Here is a 20,037-nt window from a genome sequence, read left to right as displayed (position 1 = left end):
TTCTTTTTTGTACAAATTATACGAAAGACAGGTTATCTCCGGCAAAAGGTGTGATGGCGGACACGATTTATCGCTTTTTTGGCACGTTTCAAAGAAAGTTAACCGCTATCAGTGTATGTTACGCGTTTTTAGAATGTGCGGTTTGTGAGTATGTACGAGTTTAATCTGGTGCTGCTGTTGCTTCAGCAGATGTGCGTGTTCCTTGTCATCGCCTGGTTGATGAGCAAAACGCGCCTGTTTATCCCGCTGATGCAGGTTACCGTCCGTCTGCCGCACAAATTCCTCTGCTACGTCGTATTTTCCATATTCTGCATTATGGGGACCTGGTTTGGTCTCCATATCGAAGATTCCATCGCCAATACGCGCGCCATCGGCGCGGTAATGGGCGGGCTGCTCGGAGGCCCGGTTGTCGGCGGTCTGGTGGGGTTAACCGGCGGCCTGCACCGCTATTCGATGGGCGGTATGACGGCGCTGAGCTGCATGATCTCCACCATCGTCGAAGGGCTGCTCGGTGGTCTCGTCCACAGCTATATGATTAAGCGCGGTCGCCCGGATAAAGTGTTCAGTCCCTTTACCGCAGGGGCGATTACCTTCGTGGCGGAAATGGCGCAGATGGCGATCATCCTGCTGATCGCGCGCCCGTTTGACGATGCGTTACATCTGGTCAGCAGCATTGCCGCACCGATGATGGTCACCAATACCGTAGGTGCGGCGCTGTTTATGCGCATTCTGCTCGACAAACGCGCCATGTTCGAAAAATACACCTCGGCATTTTCTGCCACCGCCTTAAAAGTTGCGGCGTCGACGGAAGGGATCCTGCGGCAGGGATTCAACGAGGAGAACAGTATGAAGGTGGCGCAGGTGCTGTATAAAGAGCTGGATATCGGAGCCGTGGCGATTACCGATCGCGAGAAGCTGCTGGCGTTTACCGGTACCGGCGACGACCACCATCTGCCGGGCAAACCGATCTCCTCGGCCTATACCCTGCGCGCTATTGAAACGGGTGAAGTGGTGTATGCCGACGGAAATGAAGTGCCGTACCGCTGTTCCCTGCATCCGCAGTGCAAACTCGGCTCTACGCTGGTCATTCCCCTGCGGGGTGAAAACCAGCGCGTCATGGGCACTATTAAGCTTTACGAAGCCAAAAACCGCCTGTTCAGCTCCATCAACCGCACGCTGGGGGAGGGGATCGCCCAGCTGCTTTCGGCGCAAATCCTGGCGGGGCATTATGAACGGCAAAAAGCGCTGCTGACGCAGTCAGAAATTAAGCTCCTGCACGCTCAGGTGAACCCGCATTTCCTGTTTAACGCGCTCAACACGCTGAAGGCGGTGATCCGCCGCGACAGCGATCAGGCCGCGCAGCTGGTGCAATTTCTCTCGACCTTTTTCCGCAAAAATCTGAAGCGACCCTCGGAGATCGTCACCCTCGCGGACGAGATTGAGCATGTAAACGCCTATCTGCAAATTGAAAAAGCGCGCTTCCAGTCACGTTTACAGGTGTCGTTATCCGTCCCGGACGATCTGGCGTATCAGCATCTTCCGGCCTTTACCCTGCAACCGATTGTAGAAAATGCCATTAAGCATGGGACGTCGCAGCTGCTGGGAAGTGGAGAGATTATGATTTCCGCTTCCCGTTTTAACCGCCATCTGGTGCTGGATATTGAAGACAACGCGGGGCTGTATGAAGCTTCCGCGTCAGGCGGTCTGGGCATGAGCCTGGTGGATAAACGCCTGCGCGCGCATTTTGGTAACGACTGCGGTATCACCGTCGCCTGTGAGCCAGACCGCTATACCCGAATTACTTTACGATTGCCGCTGGAGGAGAACGCATGTTAAGAGTGCTGATTGTCGATGATGAGCCGTTAGCACGGGAAAACCTGCGTGTTCTGTTGCAGGAGCAGAGTGATATCGAGATTGTGGGGGAATGTGCCAATGCGATTGAAGGCATCGGTGCGGTGCATAAACTGCGCCCGGACGTGCTGTTCCTCGATATTCAGATGCCGCGTATCAGCGGGCTGGAGATGGTCGGCATGCTCGACCCGGAGCACCGTCCCTATATCGTCTTTCTGACGGCCTTTGATGAGTACGCGGTAAAGGCGTTTGAAGAGCACGCATTTGATTATCTGCTGAAGCCGATTGAAGAGAAACGCCTTGAAAAGACCCTGACCCGCCTGCATCAGGAGCGTACCGTGCAGGACGTGACGCTGCTGCCGGAGCATCAGCAGCCCCTGAAGTTTATACCCTGTACCGGGCACAGCCGGATTTACCTCCTGCAAATGGACGACGTTGCCTTTGTCAGCAGCCGTCTGAGCGGGGTATACGTCACCAGCGCTGAAGGTAACGAAGGCTTTACCGAGCTGACCCTGCGCACGCTGGAGAGCCGCACGCCGCTAATCCGCTGCCATCGTCAGTATCTGGTGAACATGGCGCACCTGAAGGAGATCCGTCTGGAAGATAACGGCCAGGCCGAGCTGGTGTTACGTGCCGGGCAAACCGTTCCCGTCAGTCGTCGCTACCTGAAAAGTTTGAAAGAGGCGATAGGGCTGTAAAACTGGTACACTGCGCGCCATTGCATCATCGACATTCGAAGGCTCTATGCTAAGTAACGATATTCTTCGTAGCCTGCGCTACACCCTGAAAGCGAACAATAATGACATGGTGCGCATTCTTGCGCTCTCCGACATGGAATCCACGTCCGCCGGGTTCGACACCTGGATGACTAAAGAAGATGAAGAGGGTTTTGTTCGCTGCCCGGACATTATTCTGTCGGGCTTTCTGAATGGCCTGATCTACGACAAGCGCGGCAAAGATGAATCTGCGCCTGAGCTGGCGTTGGAGCGTCGGGTGAATAACAACACGGTGCTGAAAAAGCTGCGTATTGCTTTCTCCCTGAAAACTGACGACATTCTGGCGATCATGACCGAGCAGAAATTTCGCGTGTCGATGCCGGAAATCACCGCCATGATGCGCGCGCCGGATCATAAGAATTACCGCGAGTGTGGGGATCAGTTTCTGCGTTATTTCCTGCGTGGGTTGACGCAGCGGGTGCATAACCAGAAGGGGTGATTTTTAGCCGGGTGGCGCTTCGCCTGACCCGGCCTGCAAAACCTGTAGGCCCGTGCAAGCGTAGCGCCGCAGGGCAAAAAAAAGCCGGATTCTCATCCGGCTTTTTTGTTATTTCACCTGCTGACCCGGCTTCGCGCCTTCGTCAGGGCTTAACAGGAAGATATCTTTCCCGCCCGGGCCTGCGGCCATCACCATCCCCTCAGAGATGCCGAAGCGCATTTTGCGCGGCGCCAGGTTTGCCACCATCACGGTCTGACGACCAATCAGCACCTGCGGATCAGGATACGCGGAACGAATGCCGGAGAAGACGTTACGCTTCTCGCCGCCCAGATCCAGGGTCAGACGCAGCAGTTTGTCAGAACCTTCCACGAACTCCGCGTTTTCGATCAGCGCCACGCGCAGGTCGACTTTGGCGAAATCATCAAAGGTGATGGTTTCCTGAATCGGATCGTCCGCCAGCGGGCCGGTCACCGGTGCGGCAGCCGCTTTCACCTCTTCTTTGGATGCTTCCACCAGCGCGTCAACCTGCTTCATCTCGATGCGGTTATACAGCGCCTTGAAGGTGTTCACCTTGTGGCCGAGCAGCGGCTGCTGGATGGCATCCCAGGTCAGTTCGGTGTTCAGGAATGCTTCCGCGCGGGCTGCCAGCTGCGGCAGAACCGGCTTCAGCCAGGTCATCAGCACGCGGAACATGTTCAGACCCATGGTGCAGATCGCCTGCAAGTCGGCGTCGCGGCCTTCCTGTTTCGCCACCACCCACGGCGCCTGCTCGTCGACATAGCGGTTGGCCACGTCTGCCAGCGCCATGATTTCGCGAATGGCTTTACCGAATTCACGGCTTTCCCAGGCTTCGCCAACCGCAGCGGCGGCGTCGGTGAAGGTTTTATACAGCTCAGGATCGGCCAGTTCGGCAGAAAGCACGCCGTCAAAGCGTTTGGCGATAAAACCTGCGTTACGGGACGCCAGGTTCACCACCTTGTTGACGATGTCCGCGTTCACGCGCTGCACGAAATCTTCCAGATTCAGGTCGATATCGTCGATGCGGGAAGAGAGCTTCGCGGTGTAGTAGTAGCGCAGGCTGTCCGCGTCAAAGTGGTTTAGCCAGGTGCTGGCCTTAATAAACGTCCCGCGAGATTTAGACATCTTCGCGCCGTTCACCGTTACGTAGCCATGTACGAACAGGTTGGTCGGCTTGCGGAAGTTGCTGCCTTCCAGCATTGCTGGCCAGAACAGGCTGTGGAAGTAAACGATGTCTTTACCGATGAAGTGATACAGCTCGGCATCGGAATCTTTCTTCCAGTATTCGTCGAAGCTTACGGTGTCGCCGCGCTTGTCACACAGATTCTTGAACGACCCCATGTAGCCAATCGGCGCATCCAGCCAGACGTAAAAATATTTGCCCGGCGCGTTCGGGATTTCGAAACCAAAGTAGGGCGCATCGCGGGAGATATCCCACTGTTGCAGCCCGGATTCGAACCACTCCTGCATTTTGTTCGCGACCTGCTCCTGCAACGCACCGCTGCGGGTCCACGCCTTCAGCATTTCGCTGAACGACGGCAGGTCGAAGAAGAAGTGCTCGGAGTCACGCATCACCGGCGTCGCGCCGGAGACCACGGACTTCGGTTCGATAAGCTCGGTCGGGCTGTAGGTTGCGCCGCACACTTCGCAGTTATCGCCGTACTGGTCCGGGGATTTACATTTCGGACAGGTGCCTTTGACGAAACGGTCCGGCAGGAACATGCCTTTTTCCGGATCGTACAGCTGAGAGATGGTGCGGTTTTTAATGAAACCGTTCTCTTTCAGACGGGAGTAGATCAGCTCTGACAGCTCGCGGTTTTCGTCGCTGTGCGTGGAGTGATAGTTGTCATAGCTGATGTCAAAGCCAGCAAAATCGGTCTGATGCTCCTGACTCATTTCGGCGATCATCTGTTCCGGGGAAATGCCCAGCTGCTGCGCTTTCAGCATGATCGGCGTGCCGTGGGCATCGTCCGCACAGATGAAGTTCACCTCGTGGCCGCGCATTCGCTGGTAACGGACCCAGACATCAGCCTGGATATGCTCCAGCATGTGGCCGAGGTGGATTGAGCCGTTGGCGTACGGCAGGGCGCACGTTACCAGAATTTTTTTCGCGACTTGAGTCATAGTAGGCATTACTTCTTTTAACTGTGAAAAGGGTTTTCGATATTACCAAAAGGGGCATTATTAAGTAAGCACAAACCGCGGCCTTTCAGGTAAACTTGTTTGTCTAAGGTCTTATTCACAAGAACAAAGGAGTCGGGATGAGTTCTCAATCCCAGGCCAAATCACCGGAAGCCTTACGAGCAATGGTCGCCGGGACGCTGGCTAATTTTCAGCATCCAACCCTGAAGCACAATCTCACGACGCTGAAAGCGCTTCATCACGTCGCATGGCTGGACGATACGCTGCACATTGAGCTACAGATGCCGTTCGTCTGGACCAGCGCCTTTGATGCCCTGAAAGAGCAAACCAGCTCTGAGCTGCTGCGCATTACCGGCGCAAATGCAATTGACTGGAAGCTAAGCCACAGCATCGCCACGCTCAAGCGCGTGAAAAATCAGCCGGGCGTTCACGGCGTGAAGAACATCATCGCCGTCAGCTCGGGCAAGGGCGGGGTGGGTAAATCGTCGACCGCCGTGAACCTGGCGCTTGCGCTGGCGGCTGAAGGGGCGAAAGTCGGCATTCTGGATGCGGATATCTACGGCCCGTCCATTCCAAACATGCTGGGGGCGGAAAACCAGCGTCCAACTTCGCCGGACGGCACCCACATGGCGCCAATCGTGGCGCACGGTCTGGCGACCAACTCCATTGGTTACCTGGTCACGGACGATAACGCAATGGTCTGGCGTGGCCCGATGGCCAGCAAGGCGCTGCTGCAAATGTTGCAGGAGACAATGTGGCCTGACCTCGATTATCTGGTACTGGACATGCCGCCGGGCACAGGTGATATCCAGCTGACGCTGGCGCAGAACATTCCGGTTACCGGCGCCGTCGTGGTCACCACGCCGCAGGATATCGCGCTGATCGACGCCAAAAAAGGCATCGTCATGTTCGAGAAGGTGGAGGTGCCGGTACTGGGTATCGTCGAGAACATGAGCATGCATATTTGCAGCAACTGCGGGCACCATGAGCCTATCTTTGGTACCGGTGGCGCCGAAAAGCTGGCGGCGCAATACCACACGCAACTGCTGGGGCAACTGCCGCTGCATATCACACTGCGTGAAGATCTGGATAGCGGTAAGCCGACGGTGGTCAGCCGTCCGGATAGCGAATTCACGGAAATCTATCGTCAGCTGGCGGGGCGCGTTGCGGCGCAGCTTTACTGGCAGGGCGAAGTCATTCCGGGTGAAATCGCCTTCCGCGCGGTGTAACGCCTCTGCGCGTTAGTGCCGGGTGGCGGCTTCGCCTTACCCGGCCTACCTCGATTTTGTAGGTCAGGTAAGCGTAGCGCCACCTGACTTTACCCAAGCCGATAGTGCATCAAATAATACTCTCCGTCCGGAGAATCTCCCGTCGCCTCAATGTGCCAGCCGTGGCGCTGGTAAAACGCAACCGCCCGCTCATTCTTCACCAGACACTTGAGTGAACCCGTGCTGGTAAACGTCTTCTGCACGTGTTCAAGCAACACATGTCCGACGCCCAGGCTCTGATAGTTCGGATCGACAAACAGGTTGTGCAGAAAATTATCGTTCGTCGAGACTGAGGCAAAGCCAAGTCGGTGCCCATCCTGCTCCGCCACCCAAATCCCTTCGTCCAGGGTTGCCGCGTCAAAATCTTCAAGCTGCCACGCAGAACTGTCCATCCACGGCCAGGCTTCACGTCGGGCGTGAAGGAAGAGCGTGCGCAGGAAAGGGCGATCGCTCTCCTGCCACGGACGGATTAGGATCGTATCAGCGGTGATAGAAAATATCTCCGTTATAGGCTTTGTAGATTTTGCCATCGGCATCGCCAATCAGAACATAATTCTCACCCATGTAGGTCCAGTGTGTACCGGCATCGGGCGCGGGAAGGTTACGCAGCTGGTACTGTTTGATGGTGTACTCAGGCGTCTGATACTGCGCGGGCGCGGTGTCGCCGATTTTAAACTTCGTAAAATCGGCAATAAACTCTTGCTCTTCATAGGCCTTGATGCCGGAAGGCGCTGTCGATGTTTGCGGTGCAGCGTGCGCGGCCCCCGCCAGTGACAGTAATACACCCAGAAGCAACAATTTACGCTTAGCCATTTTTTCTCCAGTCATATCGTTACTGATACTTTTTGTGTGCAGATCCGCTAACGGATGGCAGACAGTTCATTTTAAGTATCCTCACAGGGTGAGTTTGCAAAAAATGTAACAAAAGTGCACGGTTTTGTGTAGTCGCAACCGTCATTAATTATTACTTCGACGAATAAATATGAGCTTATACAGATAACATAATTATTGGTTTATTAATTAATTCTGAAAAAACATTTTCAAGGCGAATTTACTAAGATTCAGGCATGCATTCAACAAATAGAACATTTAAGATTGCCTGAAACCCTCTTTCCGAATGCCTGATTAAGACAATGCAGGGCTGTAAAGTCTGCCCAAAGGAATGTCGTGTGGTTTTATAAATACTCTTTGTGTTTCTGTTAATTCATTGAATAACAGCAACTTGTGCTTGAGTGAAATGTTACTGTTTTATCCTGTATACGATAATCACTACTATAAAAGATATTATGTAATAAATGAAAAACACAACAGTTGTATCGATATTATTTTTAATTATTACCCCCTTATCTGGCTGCGTATTTTACCCTGGCCAGCATCTCGATCTCGCTGGGAAAAAGATAATTGCCGCAGAAGATGCAAATGATCGTCTTGAGAAACGGATTGATGTTTATCCTCTTACGCCTTCGTTAATTGAAAAATTGCGGCCATCGGTTTTGAAATCTCAGGCAAATCCTAATCTGGATGAGGGTCTTCCCTTGTTGTGGTGGCTGAAGGCATGATAATGGTGTATTTAATCGCCAGAGGTCACCGCCATGGATGAAAAGTCCCTCTACGCTCATATTCTCAACCTGTCCGATCCGTGGCAGGTAAAGTCCCTTTCTCTCGATGAAAATGCCGGTTCTGTTACTGTCACTATTGAGATCGCTGAAAACACCCGGCTAGCCTGTCCGACCTGCGGTAAATCCTGTTCTGTTCACGATCACCGTCATCGTAAATGGCGCCATCTTGATACCTGCCAGTTCACCACTATTGTTGAAGCCGATGTTCCACGAATTATGTGTCCGGAGCATGGCTGCCTGACGTTGCCTGTTCCGTGGGCTGGCCCCGGAAGCCGGTATACGTTGCTATTCGAATCGTTCGTTCTCTCATGGCTGAAAATCAGCACCGTTGATGCTGTCAGGAAGCAACTTAAGCTCAGTTGGAATGCGGTTGACGGCATTATGACCCGGGCAGTTAAGCGAGGTCTTGCCCGGATAAAAAAGCCATTATCCGCCCGTCATATGAATGTGGATGAGGTCGCCTTTAAAAAAGGACATCGTTACATAACGGTGATCTCCGATCGCGATGGTCGGGCGCTGGCCTTAACGGATGATCGCGGCACAGAGAGTCTTGCCGGCTATCTTCGCACGCTCACTGATGGGCAGTTGCTGGCTATCAAAACGCTCTCAATGGACATGAACGCGGGCTATATAAGAGCAGCGCGTATCCACTTACCCAGTGCGGTTGAGAAAATCGCCTTTGACCGCTTCCATGTGGCGAAGCAACTGGGCGAGGTAGTTGATAAAACCCGTCAGAATGAACATCCGCACCTCCCTGTTGAAAGCCGACACCAGGCAAAAGGAACCCGCTTCCTGTGGCAGTACAGCGATAAGTGGATGACCGAATCCCGGCAGGAAAAGCTGATGTGGCTGCGTGCACAGATGAAGCTGACGAGCCAGTGCTGGGCGCTGAAAGAGCTGGCAAAGGATATCTGGAACAGGCCATGGAGCGAGGAAAGACGGAGTGACTGGCAGAGATGGTTGGCGCTGGCGGCTAACAGTGACGTTCCCATGATGAAAAATGCCGCGAAAACGATAGGAAAAAGGCTGTACGGGATCCTGAATGCGATGCGACACAGTGTCTCAAACGGAAATGCGGAGGCACTTAACAGCAAGATCAGGCTGCTGAGGATAAAAGCCAGGGGATACCGAAACCGGGAGCGCTTTAAACTGGGGGTGATGTTCCACTACGGAAAGCTGAATATGGCGTTCTGAGCCTTCCCACCATGATCGGGGAAGACCCCTGGATGAACAGGTCAAAAACTGGGAATACCGTATCGGCGTTGGGGATATTCTAACCGTCACCGTCTGGGATCACCCTGAACTGACAACCCCGGCAGGGCAGTATCGTAGCGCCAGTGACACCGGTAACTGGGTCAATGCTGACGGCACGCTTTTCTATCCCTATGTCGGTAAATTGCCGGTGGCTGGCAAAACGGTCGCACGGGTACGCGAGGAGATCACGGCCCGGCTGAACAATGTTATTGAAAGCCCGCAGGTGGATGTCAGCGTCGCCTCTTTTCGCTCACAAAAAGCCTATGTGACGGGCGAGGTGGTGAAGTCAGGGCAGCAGGCTATTACCAATATCCCGTTAACGGTCATGGATGCCGTGAACGCCGCTGGGGGGCTCTCTGCCGACGCGGACTGGCGCAATGTCGTGCTGACGCATAATGGGAAGGACACGCGCCTCTCGCTATATGCGCTGATGCAGCATGGCGATCTCACGCAAAATAAGCTGCTCTATCCCGGCGATATTCTGTTTGTCCCCCGTAACGATGCGCTGAAAGTGTTCGTCATGGGCGAGGTCGTTAAACAGAGCACGCTGAAAATGGATCGCAGCGGCATGACCCTGGCCGAAGCGCTGGGCAATGCCGGTGGGCTGAACCAGAATATGGCCGATGCCACCGGAATTTTTGTCATTCGTTCGCTGCCGAAAAGCGAGCGTTCAGAAAAAATTGCCAACCTCTACCAGCTCAATGCTCAGGACGCATCAGCCATGGTGTTAGGCACCGAGTTTCAGCTTGAGCCCTATGACATTGTCTATGTCACCACTGCACCACTGTCCCGCTGGAATCGCGTGATATCACAGCTTGTTCCGACCATCAGCGGGGTGCATGACCTTACCGAAACGATTCGTTACATCAGATCGTGGCCGCAATAATGTTCAAATCAATACTCGTGGTTTGCACCGGAAATGTCTGCCGTTCTCCGATTGGGGAGCGGCTTTTGCGCCAGCACCTGCCCGACAGATATATCGCCTCGGCGGGCATATTCGGGCTTGAAGGGTGCCCGGCGGATGACAGCGCCCAGGACGTAGCCTGGCGGCATGGGATTTCCCTCGACGGTCATGTGGCGCGCAGGCTGACACGCAATTTGATGCAGGGATCCGATCTTATCCTGGTTATGGAGCCGGAACATCTTCGCTTCATTGCGGCCATGGCGCCGGAGATTCGAGGAAAGTCGCTGCTTTTTGGGCAATGGCTGGAGCCGCAGGAGATCCCCGATCCCTACCGTCAAAGCCGGGAAGCGTTTGAATATGTGTTTGGGCTATTGGGTAAAGCCAGTCAGGAATGGGCACGTCGTTTAGGTCAGAAAGGAATGAAGCATTAATGTCGTCTTACACAACAGACAATTATGGTGCAGCGGCACCCCAACAACATGAAGTCGATCTCGTTCGTTTGCTCGTCGAGATGATCGACCACCGCACGATGATTCTGTGCGTGACGTTCCTGTTCATCCTGTGCGCCGGTCTCTATGCCTGGATTGCGCCACCTGTTTATCAGGCGGATGCCATGGTGCAAATTGAAAACAAACAGGATAACAACCTGCTCAAAGGTTTGAGCCAGCTGGGCACCGATGTGTCGCAGGATGTTGCCCCTGAAATTTTACTGCTGAAATCCCGCATGATCCTCGGCGAGACCGTTGACAAATTAGCTCTGACACAGCAGGCAAAGCAGCGCGTTTTGCCTGTGGTGGGGCGTCTCTGGCAGCGTCTGCAAGGGCGTGAGCAGGGCAAAATCACGTTAGGCGAACTCCAGATCCCGCAGGTGGAAGGCAAAGCGCAAGAGCTCACGCTGACCGTACAGGAAGCGGGAAAATATCACCTGACGGGCGAAAACATTGAGGCCGACGGTCAGGTTGGGAAAACGCTGGTTACGCAAGGGATCGTTCTGCTGGTGACGTCGATTGAGGCTGAGCCAGGCACGCAATTTTCGCTTAAGTCGTTGACGCGGCTTGAGACGATCAACGCGCTGAAGAAGCGTCTCACGGTTGCAGAATCGGAGAAACAGAGCGGTATCGTTACCTTAACCCTGACGGGCGAAGACCCTGACAGCATCGCCCGGGTGCTGAATGCAATTGCTGAAAATTATCTCCAGCAAAATATCGCGCGCCAGGAGGCTCAGGATTCTCGTAGTCTGGATTTTTTACAGGAGCAGTTGCCGAAAATCAGCGCGGACCTTGATCAGGCAGAAGCGCGGCTGAATGCCTACCGGGCGCAGCGCGACTCGGTGGACCTGTCTCTGGAGGCAAAATCTGTCCTGGATCAGGTTGTTAACGTTGAGAATCAGCTAAATGAGCTGACGTTCCGGGAGGCAGAGATCTCCCAGCTCTTTAAAAAAAGTCACCCTACCTATCGTGCATTGCATGAAAAGAGACAGACCCTTGAGCGGGAACGGGAGCGTCTCAATAACCGTGTGTCAGCTATGCCCTCCACGCAGCAGGAGATTTTACGCCTGAGCCGTGATGTTGAGTCGGGTCGCACGATTTATTTACAGCTATTGACGCGCCAGCAGGAGCTGAATATTTCCCGCTCCAGCGCTGTCGGGAACGTGAGGATCATTGATGAGGCTGTTACGCTGCCGGACCCGATAAAGCCGCGTAAAGCGTTAATCATCGTTCTTGGCGCGCTGTTCGGGCTAATGCTCTCAATGGGGACCGTGCTGGTACGTCAGGCGTTCAAACGTGGGATCACGCTTTCCGAACAGCTGGAAGCGCAGGGGATGCCGGTTCTGGCTACGTTGCCACGTTCACAGTGGCTGTGGAGTAAAACGCAGTTGCGCAGAAAAAATCCGTTTTCTCGTCGCTGGAAACACAAAACCTCGGATGTGCCTTTCCTGCCCGTCGATCGCCCTGCTGATATGTTTGTTGAAGCGGTGCGCGGGCTGCGGACCAGTCTGCATTTCACCATGATGGAGGCTGAGAACCGCATTGTGATGATTTCTGGCCCCACGCAGGACTGCGGAAAAACGCTGGTGGCGACGAATCTGGCGGCCATCGCCGGGCAGAGCGGTCAGCGGGTGCTGTTTATTGATGCGGATATGCGCCAGGGCTATGTTCATAATATTTTTGGTCTGGAGAACCGCCACGGATTGTCCTGCCTGCTCGAAGGGAAACGCGACTTAGCGGAGGTCATTCAGCATGCTGAAAAAGGGGGAATTGACGTCATCACCTGCGGCCCGGAACCCCTGCGCCCGTTAGAATTGCTGTTAAGCGAACGATTCCTTTCCGTCATGTCCTGGGTTAACGAGCAATATGACATTGTCATCATTGATACTCCGCCGGTCCTGGCCGTCACCGATGCCGCGCTGGTCGCCAGAGCAGCCGGAACAACGCTAATGGTTGCCCGTTTCGATAAAACCAGCGTGAAAGAGATGGAGAATACCGTTAAACGGTTACAGCACGTTGGCGTGAAGGTCAGCGGCACAATCCTCAACGATATTGTTAAATCCGCAGCGCTGTATTACAGCTCGGGGTACAGCCAGTATGAATACGGCTATGCTTCGAGGAAAAAAGGGGAAAGGCGTTAGCGCGGGAAAAACAATCCCTCTCCCGGGTGGGAGAGGGATAAGCATTACTTCGCCATCACTTCCTGCGCGGTACGCTCAACCAGAGACAGCAGGATTTTTACGTCCTCCAGCGTCACGGTTGGGTTCAGCAGGGTCAGCTTCAGGCAGGTGATACCGTTATGCTCGGTCACACCGACGTTTGCACGGCCAGACTCCAGCAGCGCATCGCCAATTTTCTGGTTCAGCAGGGCAATACCGGCGTCATCCATCTGCGCCTGCGGACGGAATCGGAACAGCACGCTTGCCAGCTGGGGTTGCATCACCAGTTCCAGAGCAGACTGCTCTTTCACGTAAGCCGCAACCTGCTGTGCCAGCGTCACGCCGTGATCGATGATTGCCGCGTATTGCTCCTGACCCAGCGCTTCCAGGCTCATCCATAGTTTCAGCGCGTCGAAACGGCGCGTGGTTTGCAGAGATTTGGAGACCAGGTTAGGTACACCCGCTTCTTCATCGAACTCAGAGTTCAGATAGGCCGCCTGATAGCGCATCAGTTCATAGTGACGCGCTTCTTTCAGCAGGAACGCACCGCAGCTGATGGTCTGGAAGAACTGCTTGTGGAAGTCCAGGGTGACGGAATCCACCAGCTCGATACCGTCCAGGTAGTGACGATACTGCTCAGACATCAGCAGCGCGCCGCCCCAGGCCGCATCAACGTGCACCCAGATATTCTGTTTCGCAGCCAGCTCAGCAATAGCACGCAGCGGATCGATAGCACCCGCATCGGTCGTACCGGCCGTGGCCACAATCGCCAGGATCTGCTCGCCGTTCGCGTTGCACTGTTCGATTTTCGCCGCCAGATCGGTGAGATCCATGCGGGAGAATTCGTCAGTTTTCACCTGCACCACGGACTGGTAGCCCAGACCCATCAGCGCCATGTTTTTCTGCACGGAGAAGTGGGCATTTTCTGAACACAGCACGCGGATCTTACGCAGATCGCCTGTCAGACCGTCCTGCTGAACCGAGTGGCCCTGACGCGCAAAGAACGCGTCACGCGCCAGCATCAGCCCCATCAGGTTACTCTGGGTGCCGCCGCTGGTGAAGACGCCTGCGTCGCCAGCCTGATAACCCACGCGGGTACGCAGCCATTCGATCAGTTTGATCTCAATGATGGTTGCGGACGGGCTTTGATCCCAGGAGTCCATACTCTGGTTAGTGGCGTTGATCAGCACTTCCGCCGCCTGGCTAACCACCAGGCTTGGGCAGTGCAGGTGCGCCACGCACTGCGGGTGATGAACGGACAAACTGTCTTTCAGGAAGAACTCCACGGCGCGTTCGATCGCCGCTTCGTTGCCCAGCCCTTTCGGGGTGAAATCCAGCTTAATACGGTCGCGCAGCTCCGCGACCGTTTTGCCCTGGTACATCTCAGGCTGTTTCAGCCACTGCATCACAGCCTGAGTGCTTTGTTCAATCGCCTGCTGGTAAGCTTCAATGCTCTGCGCAGAGGAGAACAAAATTGGGTTTGAATCAGACATCGTATTCAACAACTCCGGTTACGCCGGGCTAACGCCCGCAGCAAGCAGTGCCTGCTCGAATTTATCCAGGAAGACTTTCAGCTCGTCATCGCTGATAAGCAGAGAAGGCAGCAGACGCAGAACGATACCGTTACGGCCGCCACGCTCCAGAATCAGGCCGGCTTCGAAGCATTTCTTCTGGATCAGTGCAGACAGCTCGCCATCGCCCGGGAAGCAACCCATGTGATCGGCGGCTTCATGTGGCTTAACGATTTCAATACCGATCATCATGCCCAGACCGCGAACGTGGCCGATCACCGGATAGCGTTTCGCCATCTCTTTCAGCTGGCCTTTCAGCCATTCGCCCTGTGCAGCTACTTTGCCCGCGATGTTCTGGTCTTTCAGGATCTTCAGCGTGGTCAGACCGGTAGCCATCGCCAGCTGGTTGCCGCGGAAAGTACCGGTATGGTGACCTGGCGCCCATGCATCGAACTGCTTTTTGATACCGAGCACGGCCAGCGGCAGACCGCCACCGACTGCTTTAGACATCACGATGATGTCTGGCTCAATGCCAGCGTGTTCGAAGGCAAAGAATTTACCGGTACGGGCAAAGCCAGCCTGGACTTCGTCGAGGATCAGCAGGATACCGTGTTCCTGAGTGACTTTACGGATGCGCTGCAACCACTCAACAGGCGCCGGGTTCACGCCACCTTCACCCTGAACGGCTTCGAGGATCACCGCGGCAGGTTTACGCACGCCGCTTTCGACGTCGTTAATCAGATTTTCGAAGTAGTAGGTCAGCGCCTTCACGCCCGCTTCACCACCGATACCCAGTGGGCAACGGTACTCGTGTGGGTAAGGCATGAACTGGACTTCTGGCATCATACCGTCAACCGCTTCTTTCGGAGACAGATTGCCGGTAACGGACAGTGCGCCGTGGGTCATACCGTGGTAACCACCAGAGAAACTGATGATACCGCTACGACCGGTCACTTTTTTCGCCAGCTTCAGCGCCGCTTCAACGGCGTCAGCCCCGGACGGGCCAGTGAATTGCAGGCAGTACTCTTTGCCCTGACCAGGCAACAGAGAGAGCAGGTATTCTGAAAACGCGTCTTTCAACGGCGTGGTCAGATCCAGGGTATGTAACGGCAAGCCGCTGGTAATGACATTTTGGATGCTTTTCAGCACATCAGGATGATTGTGTCCAAGCGCGAGGGTGCCTGCGCCTGCTAAACAGTCAAGGTATTCTTTATTATCTGCATCGGTGATCCACACGCCTTCTGCTTTCGTAATCGCTAAAGGCAATTTGCGCGGATAACTCCTGACGTTAGATTCAAATTCGGCCTGACGGGCCAGATAGGTTTCGTTGCTTTTGTGCGCATCTACGGTGTCAATACGGACTTTATCCGTCATCATATCACTCCTACAACCGCCGCTTCGTTATGAGCAACGATTGAATAAAAAGTTAAAAAACAGATGGGGCCTGAAAAAAACGCCGCCAATATAGAGCCTTTTGTCACCGGGCTCAATGGTTAATTTGCTTACTGTTTTGTGACACAGGGCACAGGGCAGGAAAGAACGCCGTTTGTATGGGGGGGATTGCACTTTATGCTAAATAAAAACAGCAGCTTACGTATGATTTATCCGCATTGTAAAATCAGACAAAAGAGTGTGACAAATCGTGCGATTATCAGGTGAAAAGGAGGCAGTGAGCCTCCTTAGGCTGTTTATTTCTGGCTAACGCGTAAAATACCGTGTTCGCGTCCCTTCGTTTTATTCCACGACGCGTCCGTAATACCGTTTACATCCAGGCTTAGCGATATCACAAAACCGTTACCATGGATCTCATAGAAATTCGCATTCAGGCGTTTAACGCTGGCTTTCTTGCCGTTAACGGTAGCGCTAAAAAAGCCGTTAGAAAGCGTGGCGTTAACCGTGTCCGACGAGAACGAGGCTTCACGCAGGGGATCGTGAATGGATGTCGCTGGTTCGTGTTGTGCCGCGTTTTCCGCTTTGGTTTTGCTGATATCGCAAGAGCCATCGCCAGCGCTAATTTGCGTGCATCCCGAACGCACTAATTGAGCGCGATAATGGGCGTTTATGGCGTGCGCCGGCGAGACACAACCTGCAAGCACGGTGGTACTTATAACGAACATCATTACTTTTTTCATTTTATCGCCTTAAAAACGACACAAATACCATGAGACATACATCACGCCGATCCAGATCCCGACCGAAATCAGCATCAGATACAGGGCTACCGAAATAAAAATATATTTAGACATCTTTTTGTATTAACAAAATGCCCATCCGCTAAAATGAGGCATTCTATTTTTCCCGATGATTATTTTACGCGTTAAAAGCCCATTCCAATCCCAACCGAAGCGCCCATATTATTCGCGGTATCATCTGAGAAGCTCACTTTCGCGATGACATGGGAATTAAAGTTAACGGACGCACCGACAGCAAGCGCGCTCTCGCCGTTGTAAGTCGCGCCGCCAGCAGAGAACATGACGCGTTGATTGGTTTGCACTTGTGGCAAACCCGCCATCGCCCCTGAAATACCGGCATTGGCCTGCTTCTTATTATTGTCCACTTCATCACGCAGAGATTTAAATTGCTGGCTGGTGTTAGTATTCATTGCCAGTAATGTCTGCCTGGTGGCTTGCAGATCCTGCGTGGCGGCGGTAACAGCCAGGCTATTTTTAGCGACCTTCGCCTGGGTAGCCGTATCCAGCTATCGTTGTGTTATGGTGGTTGTCACACCATCTTTACCGTTATGACCGTCTACACCGTCGCGCCCATTTCTTCCCGCAATGCCTTGTGCGCCAGTATCACCCTTTATCACCTTTCGCTCCATCTGTACCGTTGATGGGTTTAGGTGCATTTTCGAGAGCAGTAAGGCGGCTATCCTGAATATTATCGACGTGTTGAAGGTTGATAATGGCTGTGCCGTTAGTCGCCACACCCTGTAGGGCCGTCTCACTTTTCAGACTGGCGGTATCGGCAAGCGCGCCGGCAAGCAACGCTTTCTGATGTGCGTCGTTAGCCATTTTATCCACGACTAACACGCCTAATTTTGTGGACTGAAGGTCGTCATTAACCTGCGTTAAGCGGTTATCCGTTGCGATATCACGGTTAATGCTATCAGCGTTGTTTTGTGTAATCTGATCCTGATGGTCATTTACAATATTAGTGATTTGCTGATCGTCCCAAACCGTATTCGCGGCTTCAGCCAGGCTCGTTGTACCCGCTAAGACAACGCCCATTACAAAAATAGCAATAAAGGTTTTATTCATAGATTTCATTTGAAAAGCTCACATCATAAACTGTTGAAAAAATACTGAAGCTGAACAGATTTATTTTCGGGATTCAAAAACGGTTGAACGTTGTCTAAATATTATTTAGTAACGCGAGTAAACTATCAATTAAACGCAAACCAATGATTTTGATCTAAGTCATAAATATTATGAATAGTTCCGACGACGTAAAATCATGTTGCGGTTGTTATTAATGTAAGCATTAAGGTGAGAATAACGTAGTGAATGAGATGGTTAAATTAAGTGTTTGACAGGAATGAAATTATGCAAGATAAATGTTTACATTAATATACGGGTTTATTTCATACGAAAGAAGATGGGCTGTCTTATAAAAGTACTCCCGGTGCGTCATTATGGATAAAAATAAAATTTCTCAGCATAGCGAGTGAATAATATTTTTCATGAGTTCTTAACAAATCTGGCGGGATAATTAACTGAACAATAATGTATACATATCAAGGGTAGTTAATATCTTGTCGTTTATTGTTCGTTACAGGGGGTTAACGGACAGCCCAAAACCCCTTGCACCCGGGTTACCCCCCGGTTACACTACATGACTACGAATTGCCATTTCGTAAGTAACTGTTTTATAAGTAATTTGACTCGGGGTGCCCTTCTTTGTGAAGGCTGAGAAATACCCGTATTACCTGATCTGGATAATGCCAGCGTAGGGAAGTCAGATGCCTACCCGGTCATCGCTTCTTCACGCACGGCAGGAGCGAAATCATGCAGCCTGACCTGCTAGACTCACACGTTTTACATCAATTCCGAACCCGTTCCCCGCTCACGCACTGTATGACCAACGATGTCGTGCAGACCTTCACCGCCAACGTTTTGCTCGCGCTGGGTGCTTCCCCGGCAATGGTGATCGAAGCCGAGGAAGCGGAACAGTTTGCCGCGCTTGCCGATGCCCTGCTCATCAACGTGGGTACACTCACCGCGCCGCGCGCCCAGTCGATGCGTCGGGCTATTGAGAGCGCGGTAGCCGCGGGTACGCCCTGGGTTCTGGATCCGGTTGCGGTTGGCGCGCTGGCGTACCGCACCCGATTTTGCCAGCAAATATTGTCCCTTAAACCTGCGGCCATTCGTGGAAACGCCTCCGAAATCCTCGCCCTTGCCGGAATGAGTGCGGGCGGGCGCGGGGTTGATTCCACCGATACGGCGGCGAGCGCGTTGACCGCTGCGCAGACGCTCGCCCGTCAGACCCATGCCGTTGTGGTCGTCACAGGAGAAGTGGATCACATCACTGATGGTCAGCGAACCCGTACGGTCGCAGGCGGCGACCCGCTGATGACCCGCGTGGTGGGAACAGGCTGTGCGCTCTCGGCGGTCGTCGCCGCCTGCTGTTCGCTGCCTGGCGACAGGCTTGATAATGCGACGGCAGCCTGCGGCTTTATGAAGCGCGCAGGGTCAGCTGCACTGACTCACAGCCGGGGCCCCGGCAGCTTTTCCCCCGCGTTTCTGGATGCGCTTTACGCGCTGGAGGAGCTGGTATGACACGCATTAATGCCTTGACTATTGCGGGAACCGATCCCAGCGGCGGAGCGGGGATCCAGGCAGACCTGAAAACCTTCTCTGCGCTCGGCGCTTACGGATGCTCGGTTATCACCGCGCTGGTGGCGCAAAACACGCGCGGTGTACAGTCGGTATATCGTATTGAGCCGGATTTTGTCGCCGCACAGCTGGATTCGGTATTCAGCGATGTACGCATCGACACCACCAAAATCGGCATGCTTGCAGAGGCGGACATTGTTGAAGCGGTCGCTGAACGTCTCAAACGTTATCAGATAAAAAACGTGGTGCTCGATACCGTGATGCTGGCCAAAAGCGGCGATCCGTTGCTCTCCGCCTCTGCCGTCGACACCCTGCGTAAAAAGCTGCTGCCGCAGGTGGCGCTGATCACGCCAAACCTCCCTGAAGCCGCCGCGCTGCTGGATGCGTCACACGCGCAAAACGAACGTGAGATGAAAGAGCAGGGCAATGCGCTGCTGGCGATGGGATGCAGCGCGGTGCTGATGAAAGGCGGTCATCTTGATGATGCAGAAAGCCCGGACTGGCTCTTCACCCGCGATGGCGCTCAACGTTTCACCGCCCCGCGGGTACAGACCAAAAACACCCACGGCACGGGATGTACGCTCTCGGCGGCGCTGGCGGCGCTGCGTCCCCGAAACGCGAACTGGGCGGATACGGTGCAGGAGGCGAAGATCTGGCTCTCGTGCGCGCTGGCAAAAGCCGATTCTCTGGAAGTGGGTCACGGTATTGGGCCGGTTCACCATTTTCATGCATGGTGGTAAGCCGTATACTGGCATAAAACCTTATGCCAGAGA

Annotated in this window: 18 protein-coding genes, 1 pseudogene and 1 riboswitch; of the genes and pseudogenes, 11 read left to right on the top strand and 8 right to left on the bottom strand. The window is 53.7% G+C overall.

Annotated elements, in window-relative coordinates:
* The first annotated feature begins 150 nt into the window (after window positions 1–150).
* The 3 genes from ACQG0T_RS15025 to ACQG0T_RS15015 are packed head-to-tail and all read left to right on the top strand — an operon-like array spanning window position 151 to window position 3,066.
* Window positions 151–1,836 (top strand): sensor histidine kinase, encoded by a 1,686-nt coding sequence (locus ACQG0T_RS15025; protein ID WP_023304106.1) that lies wholly within the window; start codon window positions 151–153, stop codon window positions 1,834–1,836.
* The gene (btsR, locus tag ACQG0T_RS15020) at window positions 1,830–2,549 is read left to right on the top strand and encodes a two-component system response regulator BtsR (protein WP_023304105.1); all 720 of its coding nucleotides are present in this window, start codon (window positions 1,830–1,832) and stop codon (window positions 2,547–2,549) included. The genes ACQG0T_RS15025 and btsR overlap by 7 nt, the downstream gene beginning before the upstream one ends.
* 46 nt (window positions 2,550–2,595) lie before the next feature.
* Window positions 2,596–3,066 (top strand): DUF1456 family protein, encoded by a 471-nt coding sequence (locus tag ACQG0T_RS15015; protein WP_015572337.1) that lies wholly within the window; start codon window positions 2,596–2,598, stop codon window positions 3,064–3,066.
* Between the two features lie 108 nt (window positions 3,067–3,174).
* Here ACQG0T_RS15015 and metG read toward each other — a convergent pair whose 3' ends face one another.
* Window positions 3,175–5,208, bottom strand: coding sequence for a methionine--tRNA ligase (gene metG, locus ACQG0T_RS15010; protein WP_023304104.1), 2,034 nt, complete (start codon window positions 5,206–5,208; stop codon window positions 3,175–3,177).
* Window positions 5,209–5,345: 137 nt separating this feature from the next.
* On the opposite strand from metG, the gene apbC reads away from it, so the two are divergent.
* Complete coding sequence (gene apbC / locus ACQG0T_RS15005; RefSeq protein WP_023304103.1) at window positions 5,346–6,455, top strand: iron-sulfur cluster carrier protein ApbC; 1,110 nt, start codon at window positions 5,346–5,348, stop codon at window positions 6,453–6,455.
* A gap of 89 nt (window positions 6,456–6,544) precedes the next feature.
* On the opposite strand, the gene ACQG0T_RS15000 is transcribed toward apbC, so the two are convergent.
* Both ACQG0T_RS15000 and ACQG0T_RS14995 read right to left on the bottom strand, forming a co-directional pair.
* Window positions 6,545–7,024 carry a GNAT family N-acetyltransferase gene (locus ACQG0T_RS15000; protein ID WP_032619327.1) on the bottom strand — a complete coding sequence of 160 codons (480 nt, stop codon included), beginning with the start codon at window positions 7,022–7,024 and terminating at the stop codon, window positions 6,545–6,547.
* Window positions 6,975–7,307 carry an RcnB family protein gene (locus ACQG0T_RS14995; RefSeq protein WP_017383366.1) on the bottom strand — a complete coding sequence of 111 codons (333 nt, stop codon included), beginning with the start codon at window positions 7,305–7,307 and terminating at the stop codon, window positions 6,975–6,977. Before ACQG0T_RS14995 ends, ACQG0T_RS15000 begins: the two co-directional genes overlap by 50 nt.
* A 482-nt stretch (window positions 7,308–7,789) precedes the next feature.
* Between ACQG0T_RS14995 and ACQG0T_RS14990 the strand changes: the two genes are divergently transcribed.
* From ACQG0T_RS14990 to ACQG0T_RS14970, 5 genes and pseudogenes are all read left to right on the top strand, one after another.
* The gene (locus ACQG0T_RS14990; RefSeq protein ID WP_426723820.1) at window positions 7,790–8,053 is read left to right on the top strand and encodes a hypothetical protein; all 264 of its coding nucleotides are present in this window, start codon (window positions 7,790–7,792) and stop codon (window positions 8,051–8,053) included.
* A gap of 33 nt (window positions 8,054–8,086) precedes the next feature.
* Complete coding sequence (locus ACQG0T_RS14985) at window positions 8,087–9,307, top strand: ISL3-like element ISKox3 family transposase (protein ID WP_000343760.1); 1,221 nt, start codon at window positions 8,087–8,089, stop codon at window positions 9,305–9,307.
* A 46-nt stretch (window positions 9,308–9,353) separates the two neighbouring features.
* Window positions 9,354–10,253: pseudogene (locus ACQG0T_RS14980) on the top strand (polysaccharide export protein); the annotation flags it as partial.
* Window positions 10,253–10,702 carry a protein-tyrosine-phosphatase gene (locus tag ACQG0T_RS14975; RefSeq protein ID WP_017383364.1) on the top strand — a complete coding sequence of 150 codons (450 nt, stop codon included), beginning with the start codon at window positions 10,253–10,255 and terminating at the stop codon, window positions 10,700–10,702. The pseudogene ACQG0T_RS14980 and the gene ACQG0T_RS14975, both read left to right, overlap by 1 nt.
* Window positions 10,702–12,900 carry a polysaccharide biosynthesis tyrosine autokinase gene (locus ACQG0T_RS14970; protein WP_271040357.1) on the top strand — a complete coding sequence of 733 codons (2,199 nt, stop codon included), beginning with the start codon at window positions 10,702–10,704 and terminating at the stop codon, window positions 12,898–12,900. Before ACQG0T_RS14975 ends, ACQG0T_RS14970 begins: the two co-directional genes overlap by 1 nt.
* A 44-nt stretch (window positions 12,901–12,944) precedes the next feature.
* On the opposite strand, the gene ACQG0T_RS14965 is transcribed toward ACQG0T_RS14970, so the two are convergent.
* From ACQG0T_RS14965 to ACQG0T_RS14945, 5 genes are all read right to left on the bottom strand, one after another.
* On the bottom strand, window positions 12,945–14,411 hold the full coding sequence (locus tag ACQG0T_RS14965) for a pyridoxal phosphate-dependent decarboxylase family protein (protein ID WP_017693058.1): 1,467 nt from the start codon (window positions 14,409–14,411) through the stop codon (window positions 12,945–12,947).
* A gap of 18 nt (window positions 14,412–14,429) precedes the next feature.
* Window positions 14,430–15,806: a diaminobutyrate--2-oxoglutarate transaminase gene (locus tag ACQG0T_RS14960; RefSeq protein WP_015572345.1), complete on the bottom strand. Its 1,377-nt coding sequence runs from the start codon at window positions 15,804–15,806 to the stop codon at window positions 14,430–14,432.
* Between the two features lie 311 nt (window positions 15,807–16,117).
* Window positions 16,118–16,561, bottom strand: coding sequence for a hypothetical protein (locus ACQG0T_RS14955; protein ID WP_159403410.1), 444 nt, complete (start codon window positions 16,559–16,561; stop codon window positions 16,118–16,120).
* A gap of 185 nt (window positions 16,562–16,746) precedes the next feature.
* Complete coding sequence (locus tag ACQG0T_RS14950) at window positions 16,747–17,031, bottom strand: YadA C-terminal domain-containing protein (RefSeq protein ID WP_032654241.1); 285 nt, start codon at window positions 17,029–17,031, stop codon at window positions 16,747–16,749.
* Window positions 17,032–17,224: 193 nt separating this feature from the next.
* Complete coding sequence (locus tag ACQG0T_RS14945; protein ID WP_159403409.1) at window positions 17,225–17,689, bottom strand: hypothetical protein; 465 nt, start codon at window positions 17,687–17,689, stop codon at window positions 17,225–17,227.
* Between the two features lie 615 nt (window positions 17,690–18,304).
* Window positions 18,305–18,401: riboswitch (TPP riboswitch) on the top strand.
* A 35-nt stretch (window positions 18,402–18,436) separates the two neighbouring features.
* Between ACQG0T_RS14945 and thiM the strand changes: the two genes are divergently transcribed.
* The gene (thiM, locus tag ACQG0T_RS14940; RefSeq protein WP_045349058.1) at window positions 18,437–19,207 is read left to right on the top strand and encodes a hydroxyethylthiazole kinase; all 771 of its coding nucleotides are present in this window, start codon (window positions 18,437–18,439) and stop codon (window positions 19,205–19,207) included.
* Window positions 19,204–20,004, top strand: coding sequence for a bifunctional hydroxymethylpyrimidine kinase/phosphomethylpyrimidine kinase (thiD, locus tag ACQG0T_RS14935; protein ID WP_017383356.1), 801 nt, complete (start codon window positions 19,204–19,206; stop codon window positions 20,002–20,004). Before thiM ends, thiD begins: the two co-directional genes overlap by 4 nt.
* Window positions 20,005–20,037: the final 33 nt, after the last annotated feature.

This window comes from Enterobacter cloacae complex sp. 302F9 (assembly GCF_050030335.1).
GTDB lineage: Bacteria > Pseudomonadota > Gammaproteobacteria > Enterobacterales > Enterobacteriaceae > Enterobacter > Enterobacter hormaechei_C.
The sequence above is the reverse complement of the archived record's forward strand: the minus strand, read 5'-3'. Positions and strand labels throughout refer to the sequence as shown.